This window comes from Rhizobium sp. FKL33 (assembly GCF_005222915.1).
GTDB lineage: Bacteria > Pseudomonadota > Alphaproteobacteria > Rhizobiales > Rhizobiaceae > Rhizobium_E.
The window spans coordinates 1-18,281 of sequence record NZ_STFX01000039.1; the positions used below are offsets into that span (position 1 = coordinate 1).

The 18,281-nt window shown below is 60.3% G+C and carries 21 protein-coding genes; 10 read left to right on the forward strand and 11 right to left on the reverse strand.

The window, feature by feature from the left end; translation table 11 throughout:
* Window positions 1-91: 91 nt before the first annotated feature.
* Complete coding sequence (locus tag E8Q41_RS21940) at window positions 92-268, forward strand: type II toxin-antitoxin system HicB family antitoxin (protein ID WP_246660288.1); 177 nt, start codon at window positions 92-94, stop codon at window positions 266-268.
* A 94-nt stretch (window positions 269-362) separates the two neighbouring features.
* Here the strand turns inward: E8Q41_RS21940 and E8Q41_RS21945 are convergent, their stop codons facing one another.
* From E8Q41_RS21945 to E8Q41_RS21955, 3 genes are read right to left on the reverse strand one after another with little or no spacing between them, the layout of a single operon-like run.
* Window positions 363-1,118: a hypothetical protein gene (locus E8Q41_RS21945; RefSeq protein WP_137157710.1), complete on the reverse strand. Its 756-nt coding sequence runs from the start codon at window positions 1,116-1,118 to the stop codon at window positions 363-365.
* 8 nt (window positions 1,119-1,126) lie between these two features.
* Complete coding sequence (locus E8Q41_RS21950) at window positions 1,127-1,543, reverse strand: hypothetical protein (protein ID WP_137157711.1); 417 nt, start codon at window positions 1,541-1,543, stop codon at window positions 1,127-1,129.
* Between the two features lie 24 nt (window positions 1,544-1,567).
* Window positions 1,568-2,101, reverse strand: a complete 534-nt coding sequence (locus tag E8Q41_RS21955; RefSeq protein ID WP_137157712.1) for a M15 family metallopeptidase — start codon at window positions 2,099-2,101, stop codon at window positions 1,568-1,570.
* Window positions 2,102-2,560: 459 nt separating this feature from the next.
* Between E8Q41_RS21955 and E8Q41_RS21960 the strand changes: the two genes are divergently transcribed.
* Window positions 2,561-3,280: a hypothetical protein gene (locus E8Q41_RS21960; RefSeq protein ID WP_137157713.1), complete on the forward strand. Its 720-nt coding sequence runs from the start codon at window positions 2,561-2,563 to the stop codon at window positions 3,278-3,280.
* Here the strand turns inward: E8Q41_RS21960 and E8Q41_RS21965 are convergent, their stop codons facing one another.
* Entirely contained in the window at window positions 3,281-4,294 is a 1,014-nt protein-coding gene (locus tag E8Q41_RS21965) for an AraC family transcriptional regulator (protein WP_137157714.1), read from the reverse strand. It lies immediately after the preceding gene.
* A 121-nt stretch (window positions 4,295-4,415) separates the two neighbouring features.
* Between E8Q41_RS21965 and E8Q41_RS21970 the strand changes: the two genes are divergently transcribed.
* From E8Q41_RS21970 to E8Q41_RS21975, 3 genes are all read left to right on the forward strand, one after another.
* A complete protein-coding gene (locus E8Q41_RS21970; protein ID WP_137157715.1) occupies window positions 4,416-5,858 on the forward strand; it encodes an APC family permease in 1,443 nt (480 codons plus the stop codon).
* Entirely contained in the window at window positions 5,855-6,013 is a 159-nt protein-coding gene (locus E8Q41_RS25660; RefSeq protein ID WP_170976577.1) for a hypothetical protein, read from the forward strand. The genes E8Q41_RS21970 and E8Q41_RS25660 overlap by 4 nt, the downstream gene beginning before the upstream one ends.
* A gap of 71 nt (window positions 6,014-6,084) precedes the next feature.
* The gene (locus E8Q41_RS21975; RefSeq protein ID WP_137157716.1) at window positions 6,085-8,079 is read left to right on the forward strand and encodes a primary-amine oxidase; all 1,995 of its coding nucleotides are present in this window, start codon (window positions 6,085-6,087) and stop codon (window positions 8,077-8,079) included.
* A 475-nt stretch (window positions 8,080-8,554) separates the two neighbouring features.
* On the opposite strand, the gene E8Q41_RS21980 is transcribed toward E8Q41_RS21975, so the two are convergent.
* The 3 genes from E8Q41_RS21980 to E8Q41_RS21990 all read right to left on the reverse strand — a co-directional run bounded on the left by E8Q41_RS21980 (window position 8,555) and on the right by E8Q41_RS21990 (window position 9,459).
* Window positions 8,555-8,761, reverse strand: a complete 207-nt coding sequence (locus E8Q41_RS21980; protein WP_137157717.1) for a hypothetical protein — start codon at window positions 8,759-8,761, stop codon at window positions 8,555-8,557.
* 78 nt (window positions 8,762-8,839) lie between these two features.
* On the reverse strand, window positions 8,840-9,079 hold the full coding sequence (rpsU, locus tag E8Q41_RS21985) for a 30S ribosomal protein S21 (protein WP_137157718.1): 240 nt from the start codon (window positions 9,077-9,079) through the stop codon (window positions 8,840-8,842).
* Window positions 9,080-9,249: 170 nt separating this feature from the next.
* Entirely contained in the window at window positions 9,250-9,459 is a 210-nt protein-coding gene (locus E8Q41_RS21990; protein ID WP_137157719.1) for a cold-shock protein, read from the reverse strand.
* A gap of 435 nt (window positions 9,460-9,894) precedes the next feature.
* On the opposite strand from E8Q41_RS21990, the gene E8Q41_RS21995 reads away from it, so the two are divergent.
* The 5 genes from E8Q41_RS21995 to E8Q41_RS22015 all read left to right on the forward strand — a co-directional run bounded on the left by E8Q41_RS21995 (window position 9,895) and on the right by E8Q41_RS22015 (window position 13,872).
* Window positions 9,895-10,929: a TRAP transporter substrate-binding protein gene (locus E8Q41_RS21995; RefSeq protein WP_137157720.1), complete on the forward strand. Its 1,035-nt coding sequence runs from the start codon at window positions 9,895-9,897 to the stop codon at window positions 10,927-10,929.
* A 143-nt stretch (window positions 10,930-11,072) separates the two neighbouring features.
* Window positions 11,073-11,591: a TRAP transporter small permease gene (locus E8Q41_RS22000; RefSeq protein WP_137157721.1), complete on the forward strand. Its 519-nt coding sequence runs from the start codon at window positions 11,073-11,075 to the stop codon at window positions 11,589-11,591.
* Window positions 11,588-12,898: a TRAP transporter large permease gene (locus E8Q41_RS22005; protein ID WP_137157722.1), complete on the forward strand. Its 1,311-nt coding sequence runs from the start codon at window positions 11,588-11,590 to the stop codon at window positions 12,896-12,898. Before E8Q41_RS22000 ends, E8Q41_RS22005 begins: the two co-directional genes overlap by 4 nt.
* Window positions 12,899-12,985: 87 nt before the next feature.
* Window positions 12,986-13,234 carry a hypothetical protein gene (locus tag E8Q41_RS22010; protein WP_137157723.1) on the forward strand — a complete coding sequence of 83 codons (249 nt, stop codon included), beginning with the start codon at window positions 12,986-12,988 and terminating at the stop codon, window positions 13,232-13,234.
* Entirely contained in the window at window positions 13,231-13,872 is a 642-nt protein-coding gene (locus E8Q41_RS22015; RefSeq protein ID WP_137157724.1) for a hypothetical protein, read from the forward strand. The genes E8Q41_RS22010 and E8Q41_RS22015 overlap by 4 nt, the downstream gene beginning before the upstream one ends.
* A gap of 41 nt (window positions 13,873-13,913) precedes the next feature.
* Here the strand turns inward: E8Q41_RS22015 and E8Q41_RS22020 are convergent, their stop codons facing one another.
* The 4 genes from E8Q41_RS22020 to E8Q41_RS22035 all read right to left on the reverse strand — a co-directional run bounded on the left by E8Q41_RS22020 (window position 13,914) and on the right by E8Q41_RS22035 (window position 18,076).
* Complete coding sequence (locus tag E8Q41_RS22020) at window positions 13,914-14,948, reverse strand: sulfate/molybdate ABC transporter ATP-binding protein (RefSeq protein ID WP_137157725.1); 1,035 nt, start codon at window positions 14,946-14,948, stop codon at window positions 13,914-13,916.
* Window positions 14,949-14,959: 11 nt separating this feature from the next.
* A complete protein-coding gene (gene cysW / locus E8Q41_RS22025; RefSeq protein ID WP_137157726.1) occupies window positions 14,960-15,838 on the reverse strand; it encodes a sulfate ABC transporter permease subunit CysW in 879 nt (292 codons plus the stop codon).
* The gene (gene cysT / locus E8Q41_RS22030; protein ID WP_137157727.1) at window positions 15,831-16,685 is read right to left on the reverse strand and encodes a sulfate ABC transporter permease subunit CysT; all 855 of its coding nucleotides are present in this window, start codon (window positions 16,683-16,685) and stop codon (window positions 15,831-15,833) included. The genes cysW and cysT overlap by 8 nt, the downstream gene beginning before the upstream one ends.
* Before the next feature lie 347 nt (window positions 16,686-17,032).
* On the reverse strand, window positions 17,033-18,076 hold the full coding sequence (locus E8Q41_RS22035; RefSeq protein WP_137157728.1) for a sulfate ABC transporter substrate-binding protein: 1,044 nt from the start codon (window positions 18,074-18,076) through the stop codon (window positions 17,033-17,035).
* Window positions 18,077-18,281: the final 205 nt, after the last annotated feature.

An 18,281-nucleotide genomic window follows, 5' to 3' on the forward strand; every position in this document is an offset into this window, starting at 1 on the left:
ATCAAAAAAGCTCCCAAATCAATGGCAGCCTTGAATCATCATCAATCCCAAAGCGGAAGCCCGTTTATGAGTATACGGCCTAAAGCAGGCGTTGGCCGACTCCATCGAAGACTATCTCGCCTTTTGCGCGGAACGCGGCGAGGAGCCGGAAAAGCCGTTCTCCGGCCAATTCATGGTCCGCGCCGATCCCGTCCTGCACAAGGCGGTCGCCAATGCGGCGCGCCGTGATGGGGTGAGCCTCAACAAATGGGTGACGAAAGCGCTGTAAATTTCTTAAGCGAAGTGGACAATATTATCTATTAAAATTAGTAATTTATGAAGATAAATTTACATTTGCTGAAAATTGAATAAGTACGTTGATTTCATCCCTTGATATTGAAATATATTTCGATACTACTTGAAATTCTTTTCTCTATCGAAAGTCTAACTTCATCCTCAAAAGAATCAGTAACATTGTTCGGCAGTGGTGGACTAGAGAGTAGGGCGACGCAAAATCCGCGTGGTGAATATCTTAGGTTGTCAATTATAAACTTGTGTTTTTCATACAACCCTTCAGTCCAAGAAGTTACGCTTTCATTGTTTATGACCGTGATAGTAAAGCTAAGCCACAGGCCTGGCCGCTCTGCCGAAAATATTTCAGATGGGGTTACGACATTTAACGATGCGCCATCGCCAAGTATGCTATCCGTTTCATTGGTGTCCCCTAAGAAAGGCCTTGTGCATACGTCATCAATTCGCGCTGATTCTACAGAAATCAAATATTTTAGTTTTTCTATAATTTTTGTTGTAGGATTATTTGATTCTTGATATGTAAAAATGTTTTTGTTTGTAGTGTTGCTTTGCAACTTAAGTCCTGATAAGTCGCCTAGGTAGTAAATTACTCCTGTGCCGAAGCAGGTGTAGCAGGTTCTGAATGTATCATATATATTTTTAATGGTCTGGTTTGATGATGTGCGGACTCCCTCAGGCTGTTTTCCCTGTTTTTTGAGTTCCATTACGCGGTTTAGTGTGTTGGTCGGGATACCATTCAATGGCAATTCCTGAGACCTGACTGGAGAGTAATTTAGGATTATAGATGCAGACAAAATTGTCTTTATAACATTCTGAGCGTGCATCATCGGTTCCCTCATTTGACGAATAGCTTGTCTTTAATGCTTGCGATATACCCACCCAGGACAGTTTCAACGCTACCTACTAATATCTTTATGCCGTCGGCGCTTAAAATATTTTCAGTACGAAACAAACCCATGCTATACACTATGAATAGTGCCATTAAAAATGATGCAACTATGCATTGGTAAAAAAAGGAAATCGAGGCGTCAACAGGGGTGTCACCGTCCGGTATATGCATCCTCCCCATGGTGTGTGTAAACCCAGACAAAGCAACAACGGCCAATAAAGGTGATCCCATGAGGATCATTTGTACTGAATCAGTTAACTGGAGCCTGCCAAGCCCGGCAACAATCAATCCAAAGAAAAACAGAGCAACATGTCCGAAAACCAATATCATTGCAAGTCTACGAGACAGTAGTAATTCAGTCATTTGTTTATCTCGCTGGATTGCTAATTAAGTCACTGGCGCTTTCTCAAATATGTTGGGCAAAGGTGGGGCTGGCGGCGTTCCGTGCCATGAACTAATTGCGCTTGCTAGGTTTTCTGCCCAATTAGCGTCCCCGCCGTCAGGGTACCGTCCTTCGCTGAGAGCGTTGCTTGATGTCTCACCGAGTTGAACGTGGGGGGTTTCGAAAGAGAGCGGCGTCAAACCGTTTTTCTTGGCGAGTTCATGATATTTCTTCCACATGCCTTTTTTCGGCTCCGACCAAGTCCATTTGCCCGGTCCTCCAAAAACCATATCGACCGCAAGCCCGTATTGATGATATGAGTACCAAGGTTTTGCGTATGTAACGATCGGCCCTTTTGTTGTGCGACCTTGCGCATAGAGATAAGCCTGACGAACCGGAGTCCGATATGCTTCAAATATTACAAGTGGAATTTCCGCGTCTTCTAGCTCATTTTTTAATCGCTCAATAGCGTCGCGAAAAATTGGATGGAGAAATGATAAATCTACATTTCGACTTGTGGGGCTGATAAGATCAATCATAGGGATCTCCGGATAATCACGCTAAAAAATTATCAGTTTGCAAATCATATTAAAACGTAAAATGTAAAAATGTAAATGGTATTTGCGAAAATTTCGGGTGGATGAAACTATTGTGAAAAGGATGTCGCCTTATCAAGGTCTCTCGGTTTTTGAAGGTAAGTATATGAAAGATATAAGTACATAAATTATTGCAAAGAAAAAGTTGCATCAAGGATGATCTTTGCATGGTCCACCCCGTCCCGTTCCAACACACCACCCACCCCCTCCGCCGCATCCTCTTTACCCCATTCTCATACTTTCGAGCGGAGCGCCTTCGCTTTGCTAATATAGGGTTGCGCTTGCGGGCATGAGGCCCGGGCTTATCGTTCCGGCTCCGGGGAACCGTTCGTCCCCGGAGTCGGGCGCTCCAGGCTCGCCTTGTCGTCCGCTGCGAAAGAGCAGGGGAGGCCGCGCGGAAACATGTTTGCCGGACGCTATCTCAGATGGGCGGCGCTCGCCGTCGGGGCCTGGGTGTTTTTCTCCTTCTATCTCTATTACGCCTCCTGGCTGTTCTTCCGGCTTTCGGGCTGCGCGGCGGCAGTGGGCGGCTGCGGCGATGTCGAGGCGCGGCTCAATGCCGTGGTCAGGCCCTATGGGCTCTTCGCCGCCGCGGCCGTCCTGCTGGCGGCCAGCGTGTTGCGCATCCATTATCTGCGCATGAGCCCGCTCTGGGGGCTGGCGCTGTTCGTCTGGTTCGGGGCGAGCGCGGAATTCCTGGCCTCGGTGGGCAATCTCTGGTTTGCCCGCATTGCGCTCGAAAAAGTGCTGGCCGCGCTGCCTATCGAGGCGCTCTATCTCGCGGCGCTCGTGGCCTTTCTCTGCTTTCCCGTTGAGCTCTTCCGCCGCGCCGCCGAGCCGGGGCTGAGGCTCGTCGCCTATGTCGCCGGCTTCGTCGCCTCCTATTCCTTCTCCTTCACCATCGCCACCTCCACTAGCCTGCCGGCCTATGTGATGATGCTCACCGGCTCGGCCCCCGCCGCGCAGGCCGTTGTCGGCCTGCAGGCGGCGCTCAAGCCATGGGTCGCGCCGCCCGAAAGCGGTCTGTTGCCGACGGTTGCGGCGCTTGCGGTGTTTCTCGCCTGTCTGAGTTTCATTCTCGCCAGCCGCAAGACGCCGATCGGCCGGCCGCTCGCAGCCTGATCAGCTCTTCTCCGCCTTCCATCCGCGCGCCGCGCGCCAGAACACCGTGCCGTCGGCATAGCCCAACGCCTCGGCGATCCGCGCTTTCGGCGTATGTTCCGCGAGCTTCTGGTCCATCAGCGACCTCCGATGCGCCTGCACCATCCCGCGCAGCGAAAGCCCCTGTTCGGCCAGCCGCCGCTGCAGCGTGCGCGGCGACATGCCGAGTTCTGCGGCGAGCGCGGATGCCGAGATCGGCCGATGCCCCAGGAAAATGGCGATCAGCGACGACACCTTTTCCGCAAGCGTCGGCTCATGGTCGGTGTCGCCGACGATGTCGGCGATATGCCGCTCCAGCACGGCGGTCAGCGCCGCATCCTCGCTGCGATGGATCTTGTCGGCGCTGTCCCGAGCCATCACGACGCGGTTGCTCGATTGGCCGAAGCGCAGCGGCGCGCGGAATATGCGCTCCAGCGGGCCGGGGTCGCGAGGGCTCGCATGTTCGAAATGCACCTCCAGCGGCGTCCAGCCGCGATGGAAGCAGGAGCGCGCCAGTTCCACCAGCGCGGCCATCGAGAACTCGCTGTCCTGGCGGCGCGGCCACATCGCCGGGTCGGTCAGCCGATAGCTCCAGATATAGGTGTCGCCGTCCTCGATCAGTCCGGATTGCGTCGCGCCCTGCACGGCGTTGACATGTTTGGCCATGCGTCGAAAGCCGGATTTGATGCTGGGCGAAAGGGAAAACAATACCCCCATCGGGCCGATATCGGCGGGTTTGGTGGCCGATCCCAGTCGGGCGCCGAGATGGGGCTCGCCGAGGATCGAGGCGGCGTCTTCGAACAGCGCGATATAGCGGGCCATCGGCGTCACAGCATAGGGATCCGTCAGCTGACCCCGCAAAATCCCGTGTGAGGCGAGCAAAAGGTCGGTCTTTCCCGATCTTTTGTCGATTTCCTGCACCAGCGGCATCAGCACCGAGGCGCGAATTGAAGCAATCGCAGGCATGCGGGTGATGAAATCAGGAGCAGCTGCCATTTCCACGGTCTCCTCGGCGCCCCTTGGCGCGAAATATCGATTCATTGGCGGAAGTTGCAATTTCCGCGCCAAGATGCCGCGCCTACCCTCTTGATATAAATCAAGCAAAAGAGGGGTTGTCATGACTTTGGAAGCCAGCATGCCCGCATCGTCAGACCGATTGGCGAAAAACTCTGTCGGTCTCGCCCATATCGTCTTCTTCGTGGTGGCGGCGGCTGCGCCGCTCACCGCCGTGGTCGGCGCGACGCCGGCCGCCTTCGCCTTTGGCAATGGCGCGGGCGTGCCCGGCGCCTTCGTGCTCGCCGGCCTGCTCTATCTCGTCTTCTCGGTCGGCTTCACCGCCATGAGCCGCCATGTCGGCGGGGCCGGGGCCTTCTACACCTATATCAGCCAGGGCGTCGGCAAGCCGGCCGGCGTCGGCGGCGCGCTGATGGCGCTCGTCACCTACACCGCCATCCAGGTCGCGGTCTACGGCCTGTTCGGCGTGTTCATGGCGGGCGCCATGGCCGGTCTCGGCGCCGATCTGCCCTGGTGGGTCTGGACGTTTGCGGCGCTCGCCATCGTGCATGTCTGCGGCCAGCGCAACATTGCCTTTTCCGGCGCCATTCTCGGCATCTGCATGGTCGCCGAAATCGTCATCCTGCTGCTGCTCGATCTCGGCATTCTCTTCACTGGCGGCGGGCCGGAAGGCTTCACCATGACGTCGTTTGCGCCGGCCACCGTCTTCGGTCCCGGTCTCGGCGTCGCCCTGGTCTTCGTGGTCGCCTCCTTCATCGGTTTCGAAGCCACCGCCATTTTCGGCGAGGAGGCGGAAAATCCGGAAAAGACCATTCCGCGCGCCACATACGTCGCCGTGCTCCTGATCGCCGTCTTCTACACATTCTCCACCTGGGCCATCACCCTGTATTACGGCCCGTCGAAGGTGCAGGCAGTTGCAGGCGCGGGCCTCGAGACCTTCTATTTCAACGCCTCCGACGCCATTCTCGGCGCCTGGTCGAGCCAGGTCATGAATGTGCTGCTGATCACCAGCCTGTTCGCCTGCGTGCTCTCCTTCCACAACACGCTGAACCGCTACTTCTACGCCCTCGGCCGCGAAGGCCTCGCCCATAAGGGGCTCGGCAAGGCGCATGCGAAGCACGGCTCGCCGCATGTGGCCGGCTGGCTGCAATCGGCCACCGCGGCGGTGATCCTCGCGTTGTTCATCCTCGGCGGCGCTGATCCCTATGCGGTGGTGTTCTCCTGGATGTCGGCGCTCGCGGTCATCGGCATTCTCGCGGTGCAGGTTCTGGTCTGCGTGGCGATCGTGATGTTCTTCCGCAAGACCCCCTCGCGCTATGGCGTCTGGACGACCACCGTCGCCCCCATCGTCGCGCTGGCGGGCCTTCTCGGCTCGCTCGGTCTGGTCATCGCCAATCTCTCCTTGCTGTCGGGCAGCGAAAGCCTGATCGTGAAAGCCTTCCCCTACGCCATCGCCCTTGTCGGCCTCGCCGGCGCGGGTTTTGCGCTCCGGGTCAAGTCCAGCCGTCCAGACCTCTACGCCACGCTCGGAAAGGCCTTCGAATGACCGCGCTCGCAAGATTGCCCATCGCCGACCGGCTGCTCGTCGGGCTCATCCTCGCCCTCTCGCTGGCCGTCGCCGCCGAAGCCCACGCCTTCTGCTCGATCTTCTGCATCCATGGCGAGGCGATGATCGACCAGATCTGCTCAGGCCGCGGCTAAGCCCAACGTCGTCCCGCGAGCCCCAGGCGCCCGCGGGACCAACTCTCCCGTATTATCAAGGAAACACCGCCATGGACGCCGTCGCCGCCCAAACCGCCCATCCGCTCGATCTCCTCAGCCTCGACGAAATCGCCGAAGCCGTCGCCATCCTCAAGGACGAGAAAGCGCTCGCCGAGACCATCCGTTTCCCGATCGTCCGTCTGGAGGAGCCCGACAAGGCCACGCTCTCGGCCTATCGCGCCGGCCAGCCCCTGCCGCGTCTCGCCTTCATCCTGTCCATGGACCTCACCACCGGCGAAACGCATGAGAGCATCGTCGATCTCTCCGCCAAGGCAATCGCCTCGCATATCCGCCTGCCGCTCGACAGCGCGCCCTATGGCCAGCCGCCGGTGATGCTCTACGAATTCGAAACCATCGAGGCCACCGTCAAGGCCGATCCGCGCTGGGTCGCCGCCGTCAAGAAGCGCGGCGTCACCGACGAGGACATTCCGCTGATCCAGATCGATCCTTTTTCGTCGGGCTATTTCGGCCGCGAGTTCGAAAAGGGCGCCCGCATCGTTCGCGCCATCGCCTATTGGCGTGAGGATATCCGCGACAACGCCTATGCCCATCCGATCGACGGCGTCGTCGCGGTGGTCGATCTGATCAACAACAAGGTGCTCGACCTCGTCGACGACGAGAAGATCGTGCCGGTGCCGAAGAAGAAGCGCAATTACGGCCGCGAGACCTTCCCGGTCACCCGCACCGATCTCAAGCCGCTGCACATCGTCCAGCCCGAAGGGCCGAGCTTCACTGTCGACGGCTGGAAGGTCAGCTGGCAGGGCTGGAGCTTCCGCGTCGGCTTCACCCCGCGCGAAGGCCTGGTGCTGCATGAACTCGCGGCCTCCGAAAACGGCAAGGAGCGCAAGGTCATGTTCCGCGCCTCCGTCACCGAAATGGTCGTGCCCTATGCCGATCCCTCATCCAACCATTACTGGAAGAGCGCCTTCGACGCCGGTGAGTATGGCTTGGGCCGTCTCGCCAATTGCCTGGAACTCGGCTGCGACTGCCTGGGCCAGATCCATTATTTCGACGTGCCCTCGGCCGACGATCTCGGCCAGCCCTTCGTGATGAAGAACGCCATCTGCATGCATGAGGAGGATTTCGGCATCCTCTGGAAGCATTATGAATTCCGCAACGGCATTTTCGAAGTCCGCCGTTCGCGCCGCCTCGTCATTTCCTTCTTCGCCACCGTCGGCAATTACGACTACGGATTCTACTGGTATCTCTATCAGGACGGCACGATCCAGCTGGAAGCCAAGCTCACCGGTATCATCCAGACCACCGCGATCGCCGATGGCGACACCTATCGCTGGGGCGGCATGGTCGACGACAATCTCGGCGGCCCCACCCACCAGCATTTCTTCAACGCCCGTCTGCATATGGATATCGACGGCTCCGGCAACACCGTCACCGAGCACGAATTCCTGCCGCGCCCCTGGGGCGAGGACAATCCCTATGGCAACGTCTTCGACACGACGAGCCGCACGCTGAAGCGCGAATTCGACAGTCCGCAGAACGCCAATGGCGAAACCGGCCGCTACTGGAAGGTCCAGAACCCCAATGTGAAGAATGCGGTCGGCAAGGCGCCGGGCTACAAGCTGGTGGTCATGCCGTCGCCGGTCATGCTGGCGCAACCGGACTCCACCGTCGCCCAGCGCGGCGGCTTCGCCAAGAAGCATGTCTGGGTCACCGCCTATGATCCCAAGGAGAAATACGCCAGCGGCGACTACCCCAATGTCCATGCCGGCGGAGACGGCCTGCCGAAATATGTCCAGCAGAATCGCGACATCGAAAACGCCGATATCGTGCTCTGGCACTCCTTCGGCCACACCCATGTCTGCAAGCCCGAGGACTTCCCGATCATGCCGGTCGAATATGCCGGCTTCACGCTGAAGCCCAACGGCTTCTTCGCCTCCAACATCGCCATGGACCTGCCGGCCGAGAAGAACGACCACAGCCGCGACAATCACACCGAGAGTTGCTGCACGCCGAAGGCGGAAACCGGCTGCTGCGGCGGGAAATGAGGGGCAGAGCTGCCGATTGAGGTCTGAAACCTCTCCTCCGTCATGCTCGGGCCCGTCCCGAACATCCGCAACGGCTTGATTTTGTTGATGTCTTAGATCCTCGGCACAAGGCCGAGGATGACGTCGCGCTTGAAGAGTGCGGCGTTGTCGACCAAATGCGCCTTCGCTGCTACGCTACGTCAGCCGATCCTGGGTTTTGGTCAGACTGCTGAGGAGCGACTTATTGGACGACGATCGCAGCGACAGTGATATAGCCAGAGCGGCAAGAGAACGCCGGGTGGTGTCGATTGCCCTCAGTAAACTGCAAGCTCTTGTCAATGAAGGGCTGTCGAGTGGGGCGCCTCAACCATTCGATATGGAAATCTATCTCAGCCAGAGAAGAGACTGCCACGGCGCATCCGGAAATTAATCTCAGCAAGGACATGCCTGGGCTGATCGAAAACGACGCCGCATAATGCGAGCGTAAGCTCGCCTTCTACTTCTTCGCCTTCTTCTTCACCGGCGTCACGACCGGCTCCGCGTCCTGCTGCTCCATGCGCGCCTGGCGCAGGCGCTCGGTCTTCTTTTCGCGAGCGGCGGTTTCTTCGTCGATGATGCGGCGGGCGGTTTGGTTGGTCTGGGCTGCCTTTTCCTGGCTCGTCATCTTGGCCTGGTTGAAGAAGGCGTCCTTGGTCGCGGTCATGCGCGGTCTCCTCTCTGGGGAGCGGCGGCCGCGCGAGGTTTCGCGCGGCGCATTTTCGGAATTGAAAGCGCTCGATAATCAGCGCGAGGGGCGCACGGCGCGCTTCGGCGCGGGCAGCAGGCCTTCGCGCTGCAGCTTCTTGCGCTGCAGCTTGCGCTGGCGGCGAATGCCTTCGGCCTTTTCGCGGGCGCGCTTTTCAGACGGCTTTTCATAGGCCGTATGCTTCTTGGCTTCGCGGAACAGGCCTTCGCGCTGCATCTTCTTCTTCAGAACCCGGAGGGCTTGGTCGACATTGTTGTCACGGACGAGAACTTGCATTCGAACTCCTTGAAGTCTGGCGGGCGACATGGGCGCCGCCGGTTGTGGATCGGTCAGACAGACGCGCAATCCATGGAAAAGTAAAAAAGGCCGGGAGTGGTTCCCGACCTCTCGTCAAACCCTTGCCGCATCGTCGCTGGCGCAAGCCAGCCGGCGGCTCGGAAAAACAATCAAGCCGCGCGCAGGTTGTCGGCGGCGTTCTTGCCGGAACGACGATCGCGGACGATGTCGAACATAACCTTCTGGCCTTCGACCAGGCCCGAAAGGCCCGAACGCTCGACGGCGGAGATGTGCACGAACACGTCGTTGCCGCCTTCTTCCGGAGCGATGAAGCCGAAGCCCTTGGTGGTGTTGAAGAACTTGACGATACCAGTGTTCATGACGATTTTCCTTTCAAATCGCGAGGTTGTCCCACACGGCCAGTCGCATGGGCGATCGAAATTGAGAGGAAATCTGAAAGAGCGCGTCGTCTCGGCCAAAGGTCGCAAGCAAGTATCGATGCGGGAGATATAATCCGATAACGCCCGAAGATCAACCCCGGCCGAAATTGCCGGGCGCGCGGTCGAGTGCTATCCCCTTCAATGGCGCGGGGCGGGACCGGGCATTAGATAAATGTAATGAGTGCTGGTCCGATTACAGTAATAAATATAACCAAAATGCTATGAAAACTCTGAAAGTTTTTATTTGTCGAGGGGCTGGCTTTCATAAACTATGGCGAGAGAGGCCGCGCTCGCCTCGAGGAGGATCTTTTGAGCGCGATGCGGAGGCGGGATCACGTCATGAGACGCCCAAGCCGCCATAGGAGGAGGAATACGATGCAGCGCCACCATTTCGCGGCCGGCTTTTGCGGCCTTGTTTTGACGATGTCGTCCGGTTCCGCCATGTCGGCGGACTATGTCTTGAAACTTCAGCACTTCCTGCCGCCGCAGGCGACGATTCCATCCAAGGTGCTGACGCCCTGGGCGGAAAAGGTCGAGAAGGAATCCGGCGGACGCATCGACATCGAAATCTACCCCGCCATGCAGCTTGGCGGCAAGCCGGGTGATCTTGTCGATCAGGTGGCCGATGGCGTGATCGACATCGGCTGGACCGTCACCGGCTATACGCCGGGCCGGTTCCCCAAGACTGAAGTGTTCGAGCTTCCCTTCATGGTCACCACCGGCGAGGCGACGTCCAAGGCCTTCTACAAATATTACGAGAAGAATCTCAAGGACGAACTCGCCGATTTCCACGTTCTGGCGGTCCATGCGCATGGACCGGGTCTCATTCACACCATCGCCTCCAAGCCCGTCGAATCCGTCGAGGCGATGAGCGGGTTGAAACTGCGCGGCACGTCGAAAGTGGTCAACAGCATGCTGGAAGCCATGGGCGCCGCTGCGGTCGGCATGCCGGTGACGGCGGTGCCGGAGGCTCTGTCCAAAAGCGTGATCGATGGCTCCGTCGCCCCGTGGGAGGTGACGCCGGCGATCAAGGTCGCCGAACTCGCCCCAAATCACACCGAGTTTTCCGGTGATCGCGGACTTTATACCGCTGCTTTCCTGTTCGCCATGAACAAGGACAGTTACGACGCGTTGCCGGATGATCTCAAAAAGGTCATCGACGACAATTCCGGCCTGCCTCTGGCCACCCAGTTCGGCGCGGCGATGGATGCCGGCGATGTCCGCGGGCGCGAGATCGCGGTCAAGGCCGGCAACAGAATCATCACGCTCGACGAGGCGGAAACGGCCAAATGGCGCGAACTCGGCGACAAGGTCGCGACGTCCTGGATCGATGAGATGAATGGCAAGGGGCTGGACGGTTCGGCGCTTTATAACGACGCTCTCGCGTTCATCAACGAAAGCAGCCACTAATTGGACCATCCGCCGAACGGGAGCTATGCGCCTGGCCTCCAGGCGCATAGGACTCGCTTGCGCCGCCCGTCTCGTCCTGTTGCGACTAGGCAGGCTGGCGCAGACCTCGGATATCTGAAGCAACAGACCCAAAGAGGACGATCATGACGACGATGGCGAGGCTTGCCCAAGCCGGTTCAATTGCCGGCGTGCTGTTCGGAGGCTTTTGCCTGCTGATAGCGATGGTGCTGACCGGCCTGTCGATTGCCGGCGCGCTGACCATCCGGCCGTTGCCTGGCGAGATCGAGCTGGTCGAGGCGCTGTGCGGCTTTGCCGTTTTCGCCTTCATGCCCTATTGCCAGTTGCGGCGCGGCCATGTCGGGGTCGATCTCTTCGTGCAGCCGATGGGGCGTGGTGCGATGAAATGGACGCAGCTTGTCGGCGATCTCGTGATCACCGCGCTGTTTGGGCTCGTTGCATGGCGCCATGCCATCGGCATGTTCGACAAGATCCGAAATGGCGAAACCACGCCCTTGCTACTGCTGCCGATCTGGTGGGGCTTCGCCATCGGCCTGGTTTTCCTGGTGATCGCAACCCTGGTCAGTCTCTACACCGTCTTCGTCGACATCGAGGACATTCGCAAAGGCCGTGATGGCGAAGCATCCTTCGGAGGACATGTATGAGCAGCGTCGAAATCGGACTCTGGTCCTTTCCCGTCCTGATCCTGCTCATCTTCCTGCGCGTGCCGATCGGCGCCGCCATGCTCGGCGTCGGCGTGGTCGGCGCCTGGATGGTCACCGGCAAATGGACGGTGATTCTCGCGCAGATGAAGGCGGTGGCGTGGAACACCAACGCCAATTATTCGCTGTCGATCATTCCGCTCTTTCTGCTGATGGGCCAGTTCGCCGCCCGCGGCGGCCTGAGCCAGGCGCTGTTCAACGCGGCGTCCGCCTTCCTCGGTCACCGCAAGGGCGGCGTCGCCATGGCGGCGATCGGCGCTTGCGCCGGTTTCGGCTCGATCTGCGGCTCGTCGCTCGCCACCGCCGCCACCATGGCCCAGGTGGCCCTGCCGGAATTGCGCGCCAAGGGCTATTCCGGCGGTCTCGCCACCGCCTCGCTGGCCGCCGGCGGCACGCTGGGCATTCTCATTCCGCCGTCGGTGGTGCTGGTGCTCTACGCCATCCTCGCCGAACAGAACATCGCCAAGCTGTTTCTCGCCGCCTTCGTGCCGGGCATCATCGCGGCGGCGTCCTATCTCGTGGTCGTGGCGCTCTATGTGCGCTTTCATCCGGGCTCGGCCGGGTCTTCCCCGCGCCTTCCCTGGGCAGAGCGCATCCCGGCGCTGATCGCCGTATGGCCGGTGGCGCTGATCTTCTTCCTGGTGGTTGGCGGCATCTATCTCGGCTGGTTCACGCCCACCCAGGCGGCCGCCATCGGCGCGGCCGGAACCGGCCTCGTCGCCTGGCTGCGTGGCGGGCTGGCCGGCGGCGCGCTGATGCAATGCCTCAGGGAGACCGCGGTGTCGACCGGCATGATCTTCTTCATCGTGCTCGGCGCCACCGTATTCAATTCCTTCCTGGCCTTTTCGCGGCTGCCGCAGATGGGCGCGGAATGGGTGACGGCGCAGGGTTTTGCGCCGATGACGGTGCTGATCATCATCCTGGTCCTCTACATCGTCTTCGGCTGCATCATGGATTCGCTGTCGATGATCGTGCTGACCATCCCGATCTTCTTCCCGATCGTCACGGCGATGGATTTCGGCATGACGCCCGAACATTTCGCTATCTGGTTCGGCATTCTGGTGCTGATGGTCGCCGAGATCGGCATGATCACACCGCCAGTGGGGCTCAACCTGTTCATCATCTCGGCCATGGCTCGCACCGTGCCGATCCGCGAGACCTACAAGGCCATTACCTGGTTCGTCTCCGCCGATCTCCTGCGCATTATCCTGCTCACCGCCTTTCCGATCATCAGCATCTTCCTGGTGTGAGGGAGTTGGCGAACACGGCGGCGGCTTGAAAGCGGGGCCAAGTAGGCCTATTCTGGATCGGATAGAGACCCGGAGAGACGTGTCGCCATGATGTCCGTGCATGATGCGTTACAGGCTTGGCAGGATGGCGACATCACCGCGTCGCGCGCCATGGCGTTGTCGGGCGCGCGCAACGTGATGGAACTCTACGCGCTCGCCAACTCTTGCGAAGTGGCTATCCGGTTGCAGCCGACCGAAGCGGAGGCCCGCGTCGTCGATGCTTTGTCGCGCGCAATCGTCGTCCGAATGCAGGATGAGGACCGTGACCCCGGAGGATCCGGGGTTCGCGCAGCGTGATCAGCTATCGGCGCATACCCGTCAATATCGTGATCGTTGACAGCGGGCCGCTGATCAGTCTCGCAGCAGTCGATAGACTGGATCTTCTCGACAGTTTCTCTCGCCCCGTCACCGTATCCGATGTGGTTGCAGCGGAATGTCTCCGTTATCCGGAAAAGCTGGGCGCCAACCGGCTGGCCGAGTGGTTCAGAGCGTTCGACGGCAAGCGCTTCCGCGTAATGGACACTCCGCTTCTCCCGCTCTGGCGCGATGCTGTCGCAGAGGAAGAGGCCGGATGCGATCACTTGCCGTCCAAAGGCATTGGCGATGCATCGATCGCCTGGCTTCTGCATGAACTGCCGAGGCTCAACCCAGGCGACGAACTTGTTCTGGTCTTGACGGAGGATGCGGGCCTTGGAGACGGACTCATTCGCGGCCTCGGACCGCAATTTTATCTGCTGTCCACGCGCATGTTGCTGAAGACACTCGAAAATTTTGGGGTAATCTCGTCGGCGGAAACATTGTTGCGCGATGTCGCCGCCGCGGGACGATCCGTTTCTCGATATGCCGTCGATCGTCCAGGCCGACTGGAAGGCCAGAGAAAATCGTCCTGGACTGATCCTCTCGTCGACAGAACATCCGGTAGAGAAGGAGAGTAGCGACGACGACATATCGCCGCTTCCCGTCACTCTCGTTTGCCTCACCCCTGAAACACCTTCCACCGCGCTGGCCTGAACGTCACCGCTTGCCCCTTGCTCACCTGCGCCTCCAGCGGAACCTCGATCTCGATCAGCCGCGGCTCGCTCTTGGTTCCCACATCGAGCTCGATGATGCGGGTGCCGGCGAGACGGCGCAGGCCGGTCACGGTTCCGGTCACGCCCGCGCCTTCGGAGACCAGTTCGGCGTCGGCCGGGCGGAAGAACAGCCGGCCCGGGCCGTCCGCCGTCGAGGCGATGCCCACGGGCGCACCGTTATAGAGCGTCCGGCCATTGGCGCCCGCCACCGGCAGCTCCACGCTGTCGCCGATGAAGGAGAAGACGAAGGGCGAGTTCGGCCGGTCATAGACGTCGTCTGACGAGCCGATCTGCTCGATCTTGCCCTGGCTCATCACCACCACGCGGTCGGCGAGCTCCAGCGCTTCTTCCTGGTCATGGGTGACGAAGATGGTCGTGTGGCCGGTGCGGTCGTGGAAGTCGCGCAGCCATTTGCGCAGTTCCTTGCGCACCTTGGCGTCGAGCGCGCCAAACGGCTCGTCGAGCAGCAGCACGCGCGGCTCGATCGCCATGGCGCGGGCCAGCGCCACGCGCTGGCGTTGTCCGCCCGACAGCTGGTTGGGATAGCGCTTTTCGAGCCCGGTCAGCTGCACCATGTCGAGAAGTTCGAGCGCGCGACGACGAATCTCCTGCTTGGGCGGGCGCGTCGCCTTGGGCCTGACCGTCAAGCCGAAAGCGATGTTGTCGAGGATCGTCATGTGACGGAACAGCGCGTAATGCTGGAAGACGAAGCCGACATTGCGCTCCTGCACCGGTTTCCAGGAGGCGTCTTCTTCGCCGAAGAAGATGCGGCCGGTGGTGGCCTGCTCGAGGCCTGCGACGAGGCGCAGAAGCGTGGTCTTGCCTGAGCCGGAGGGGCCGAGCAGCGCGATGAGTTCGCCCGAGCGGATGTCGAGCGACACGTCATGCAGCGCCGGGAAGCGGTCGAATTCCTTGCGGATGTTCTTGATGCGGATTTCCATGGTGGTGAACCTTAATGCGAGCCGTTGCCGCCGGCGATGCCGTGCGAAAACCAGATTTCGAGCACGGTGCGGACGACGAGGGTGAAGAGGGCGAGAAGGGCGAGAAGCGAAGCCACGGCGAAGGCGCCGGCGAGATTATACTCGTTGTAGAGGATCTCGACATGCAGTGGCATCGTGGTGGTGACGCCGCGGATATGGCCCGAGACGACCGACACGGCCCCGAATTCGCCCATGGCGCGGGCGTTGCAGAGCAACACGCCATAGAGCAGGCCCCATTTGATATTGGGCAGCGTGACCCGGAAGAAGGTCTGCCAGCCGTTTGCGCCGAGCGTGATGGCCGCTTCCTCTTCCGACGTGCCCTGTTCCTGCATCAGCGGGATCAGTTCGCGGGCGACGAAGGGGAAGGTCACGAAGACGGTGGCGAGCACGATGCCGGGAACGGCGAATAGCACTTCCACGCCGTTCTCCTTCAGCCAGGGGCCGAGAACGCTGCTCGAGCCGAACAGCAGCACATAGACCAGACCCGAAATGACCGGCGACACCGAAAACGGCAGGTCGATCAGCGTGATGAGAAAGGCCTTGCCCTTGAATTCGAACTTGGCGATCGCCCAGGAGGCAGCGACGCCGAAGACGAGGTTGAGCGGCACTGCGATGCCCGCGACCAGCAGCGTCAGCCGGATGGCGGCCATGGCGTCGGGGTCGCTGAGCGCCTCGACATAGGTCTCAAAACCGTTGCGGAAGGCTTCGGTCAGCACCGCGACCAGCGGCAGCACGATGATCAGGGTCAGGTAGACGACCGCCATCGTCATGATGCCGATCTTCGCGCCGAGGCTTTCGCTGGCCGGCGAGCGCCATGTGCGGATCTTTGCGGAGGAGAGGGCGTCAGACATTGGCGTATCTCCGCGTCCAGGCCTGCAAGAGGTTGATGGCGAACAGCATCAGGAAGGACACCGCCAGCATCACGGTCGCAATCGCGGTCGCGCCGGCATAGTCGAATTCTTCGAGCTTGATGGTGATCAAGAGCGGCGCGATTTCCGAGACGAAGGGAATATTGCCGGCGATGAAGATCACCGAGCCATATTCGCCCGCCGCACGCGCGAAAGCGAGCGCGAAACCGGTCAGGATCGCCGGCGTCAGGGACGGCAGGATCACCAGCCGGATCGCCTGAAGCCGGCTCGCGCCGAGCGTGGCGGCGGCTTCCTCGACCTCGCGGTCGATTTCCTCGATCACGGGCTGCAACGTGCGCACCACGAAGGGCAGGCCGATGAAGATCAGCGCCACCACGATGCCGGCGGGGCCGAAGGCGATCTTGATGCCGAAAGGCTCGAAGAATTGCCCCACCCAACCATTCTTGGCGTATAGAGCCGCGAGCGAAATGCCGGCCACCGCCGTCGGCAGCGCAAAGGGCAGGTCGACGATGGCGTCGACGACGCGCTTGCCCGGAAAGCGGTAGCGCGCCAGGGCCCAGGCGATCGGAATGCCGAAGATGACGTTGACCAGCGCGGCGATGAAGGCCGAGCCGAAGGAGGTCTTGAGCGCGGCCAGCGTGCGGCCGTCGGCGAGCAGCGCCAGATAACCGTCAACGCCGATCGCGGCTGAACGCAGCACGAGACCGGCGAGCGGAATGAGAATGATGAGCGCGAGCCAGGCGACAGTGATGCCGAAACTGAGCCCGAAGCCCGGTATGACGCTGTGCCGCCTGAACCCGATCCTCTCGGTCAGTGGTTGGTTGGACATGGACTTCCCCGTTGTGTGAGGCAGGAGCAGGCTTTGCCCGTCTCCGAAGATTGTTTTTTGTTATGTGAGAGAGAGGGCTGGAATTCGTGGCCACCCCTCTGTTCTGCGATGAATGGCGTGCAAGGCCCCTCATCCCCCTGCCGGGACCTTCTCCCCGCGCCTGCGGGGAGAAGGAGGATGTGGCAAGGTTATCGCTCCATCGCCCTTCGCCCCGCAGGCGCGGGGAGAAGGTGGCGGCAGCCGGATGAGGGGCTGGGCAAAACCTCGCCCCCATCTAATCTCCCCCCTTGAGGGGGAGATGCCCGGCAGGGCAGAGGGGGGTGAACCCACCCTCCTACCTACCGACCTCAGTTCGCCGGCTTGTAGATCTGGTCGAACACGCCGCCATCGCCGAAATGGGTCGGCTGCGCCTTCTTCCAGCCGCCGAACAGTGGATCGTCGATCTTGACGAGTTCCAGCTTGGGGAACTTCGCCACGAGATCGGAGGGCGCCAGCTCCGGCTGGAACGGACGATAGTGATGCTTGGCGGCGAGCGTCTGGCCTTCCTTCGTGTAAAGGTAGGCGAGATAGGCCTCGGCCACCTTGCGGGTGCCCTTGACGTCGACATTGCCGTCGACCACGGCCACCGGCGGCTGGGCGAGGATGGAGAGACTGGGGGTGACGATCTCGAAGCCTTCGTCCTTGAATTCGTCGAGCGACAGATAGGCTTCGTTTTCCCAGGCGATCAGCACGTCGCCGATGCCGCGCTGGGCAAACGAGGTCAGCGCGCCGCGCGCGCCGGTGTCGAGCACCGGGGCCCGTTTGTAGAGATCCGCGATATAGGCCTTGACCTTGGCCTCGTCGCCGCCGAATTCCTTGTTGGCCCAGGCCCAGGCGGCGAGATAGTTCCAGCGCGCGCCGCCCGATGTCTTCGGGTTCGGCGTCACGATCTGCACATCGGACTTCACCAGATCGCCCCAGTCCTTGATGCCCTTGGGATTGCCCTTGCGCACGAGGAATACGATGGTCGAAGTGTAGGGCGCGGAATCGTTGGGCAGGCGGGTCTTCCAGTTGGCCGGGATCTTGCCGGTCTTGGAGGCGATGGCGTCGATGTCGCCTTCCAGCGCCAGCGTTACCACATCGGCTTCCAGCCCGTCGATCACTGCGCGGGCCTGCTTGCCGGAACCGCCATGCGACTGCTTGACCGACACATCCTCGCCGGTTTCCTTCTTCCAGTGAGCGGCGAAGACCTCGTCGAATTCCTTGTAGAATTCGCGGGTCGGGTCATAGCTGACATTGAGCAGCTGCGTTTCGGCGAAGGCTGGCGCGACGCCGCCTCCGGCGAGCGCGAGGCCCATGGCGACTGCGACGGCGCGGGATGCGAGGTGGCGGCGTGTGAGAGAGTAAACCATGCGTTCGTCCTCCTATTCGACGGAATGCATAAACCCTATTAAATTGGTATATTAAGTCAATTCAGTTCTAGCCAGAAAGCAAAACCAGACGCGGTTTGACCGCAATTTTGTTGTTTCAAGGTCCAAAAACCGGCGAATGTTGAAACAGGAAGCGGGGAAAAGCCCGCATCACGAGAAATCTATTCCGGACTGCGCAACAATTTCG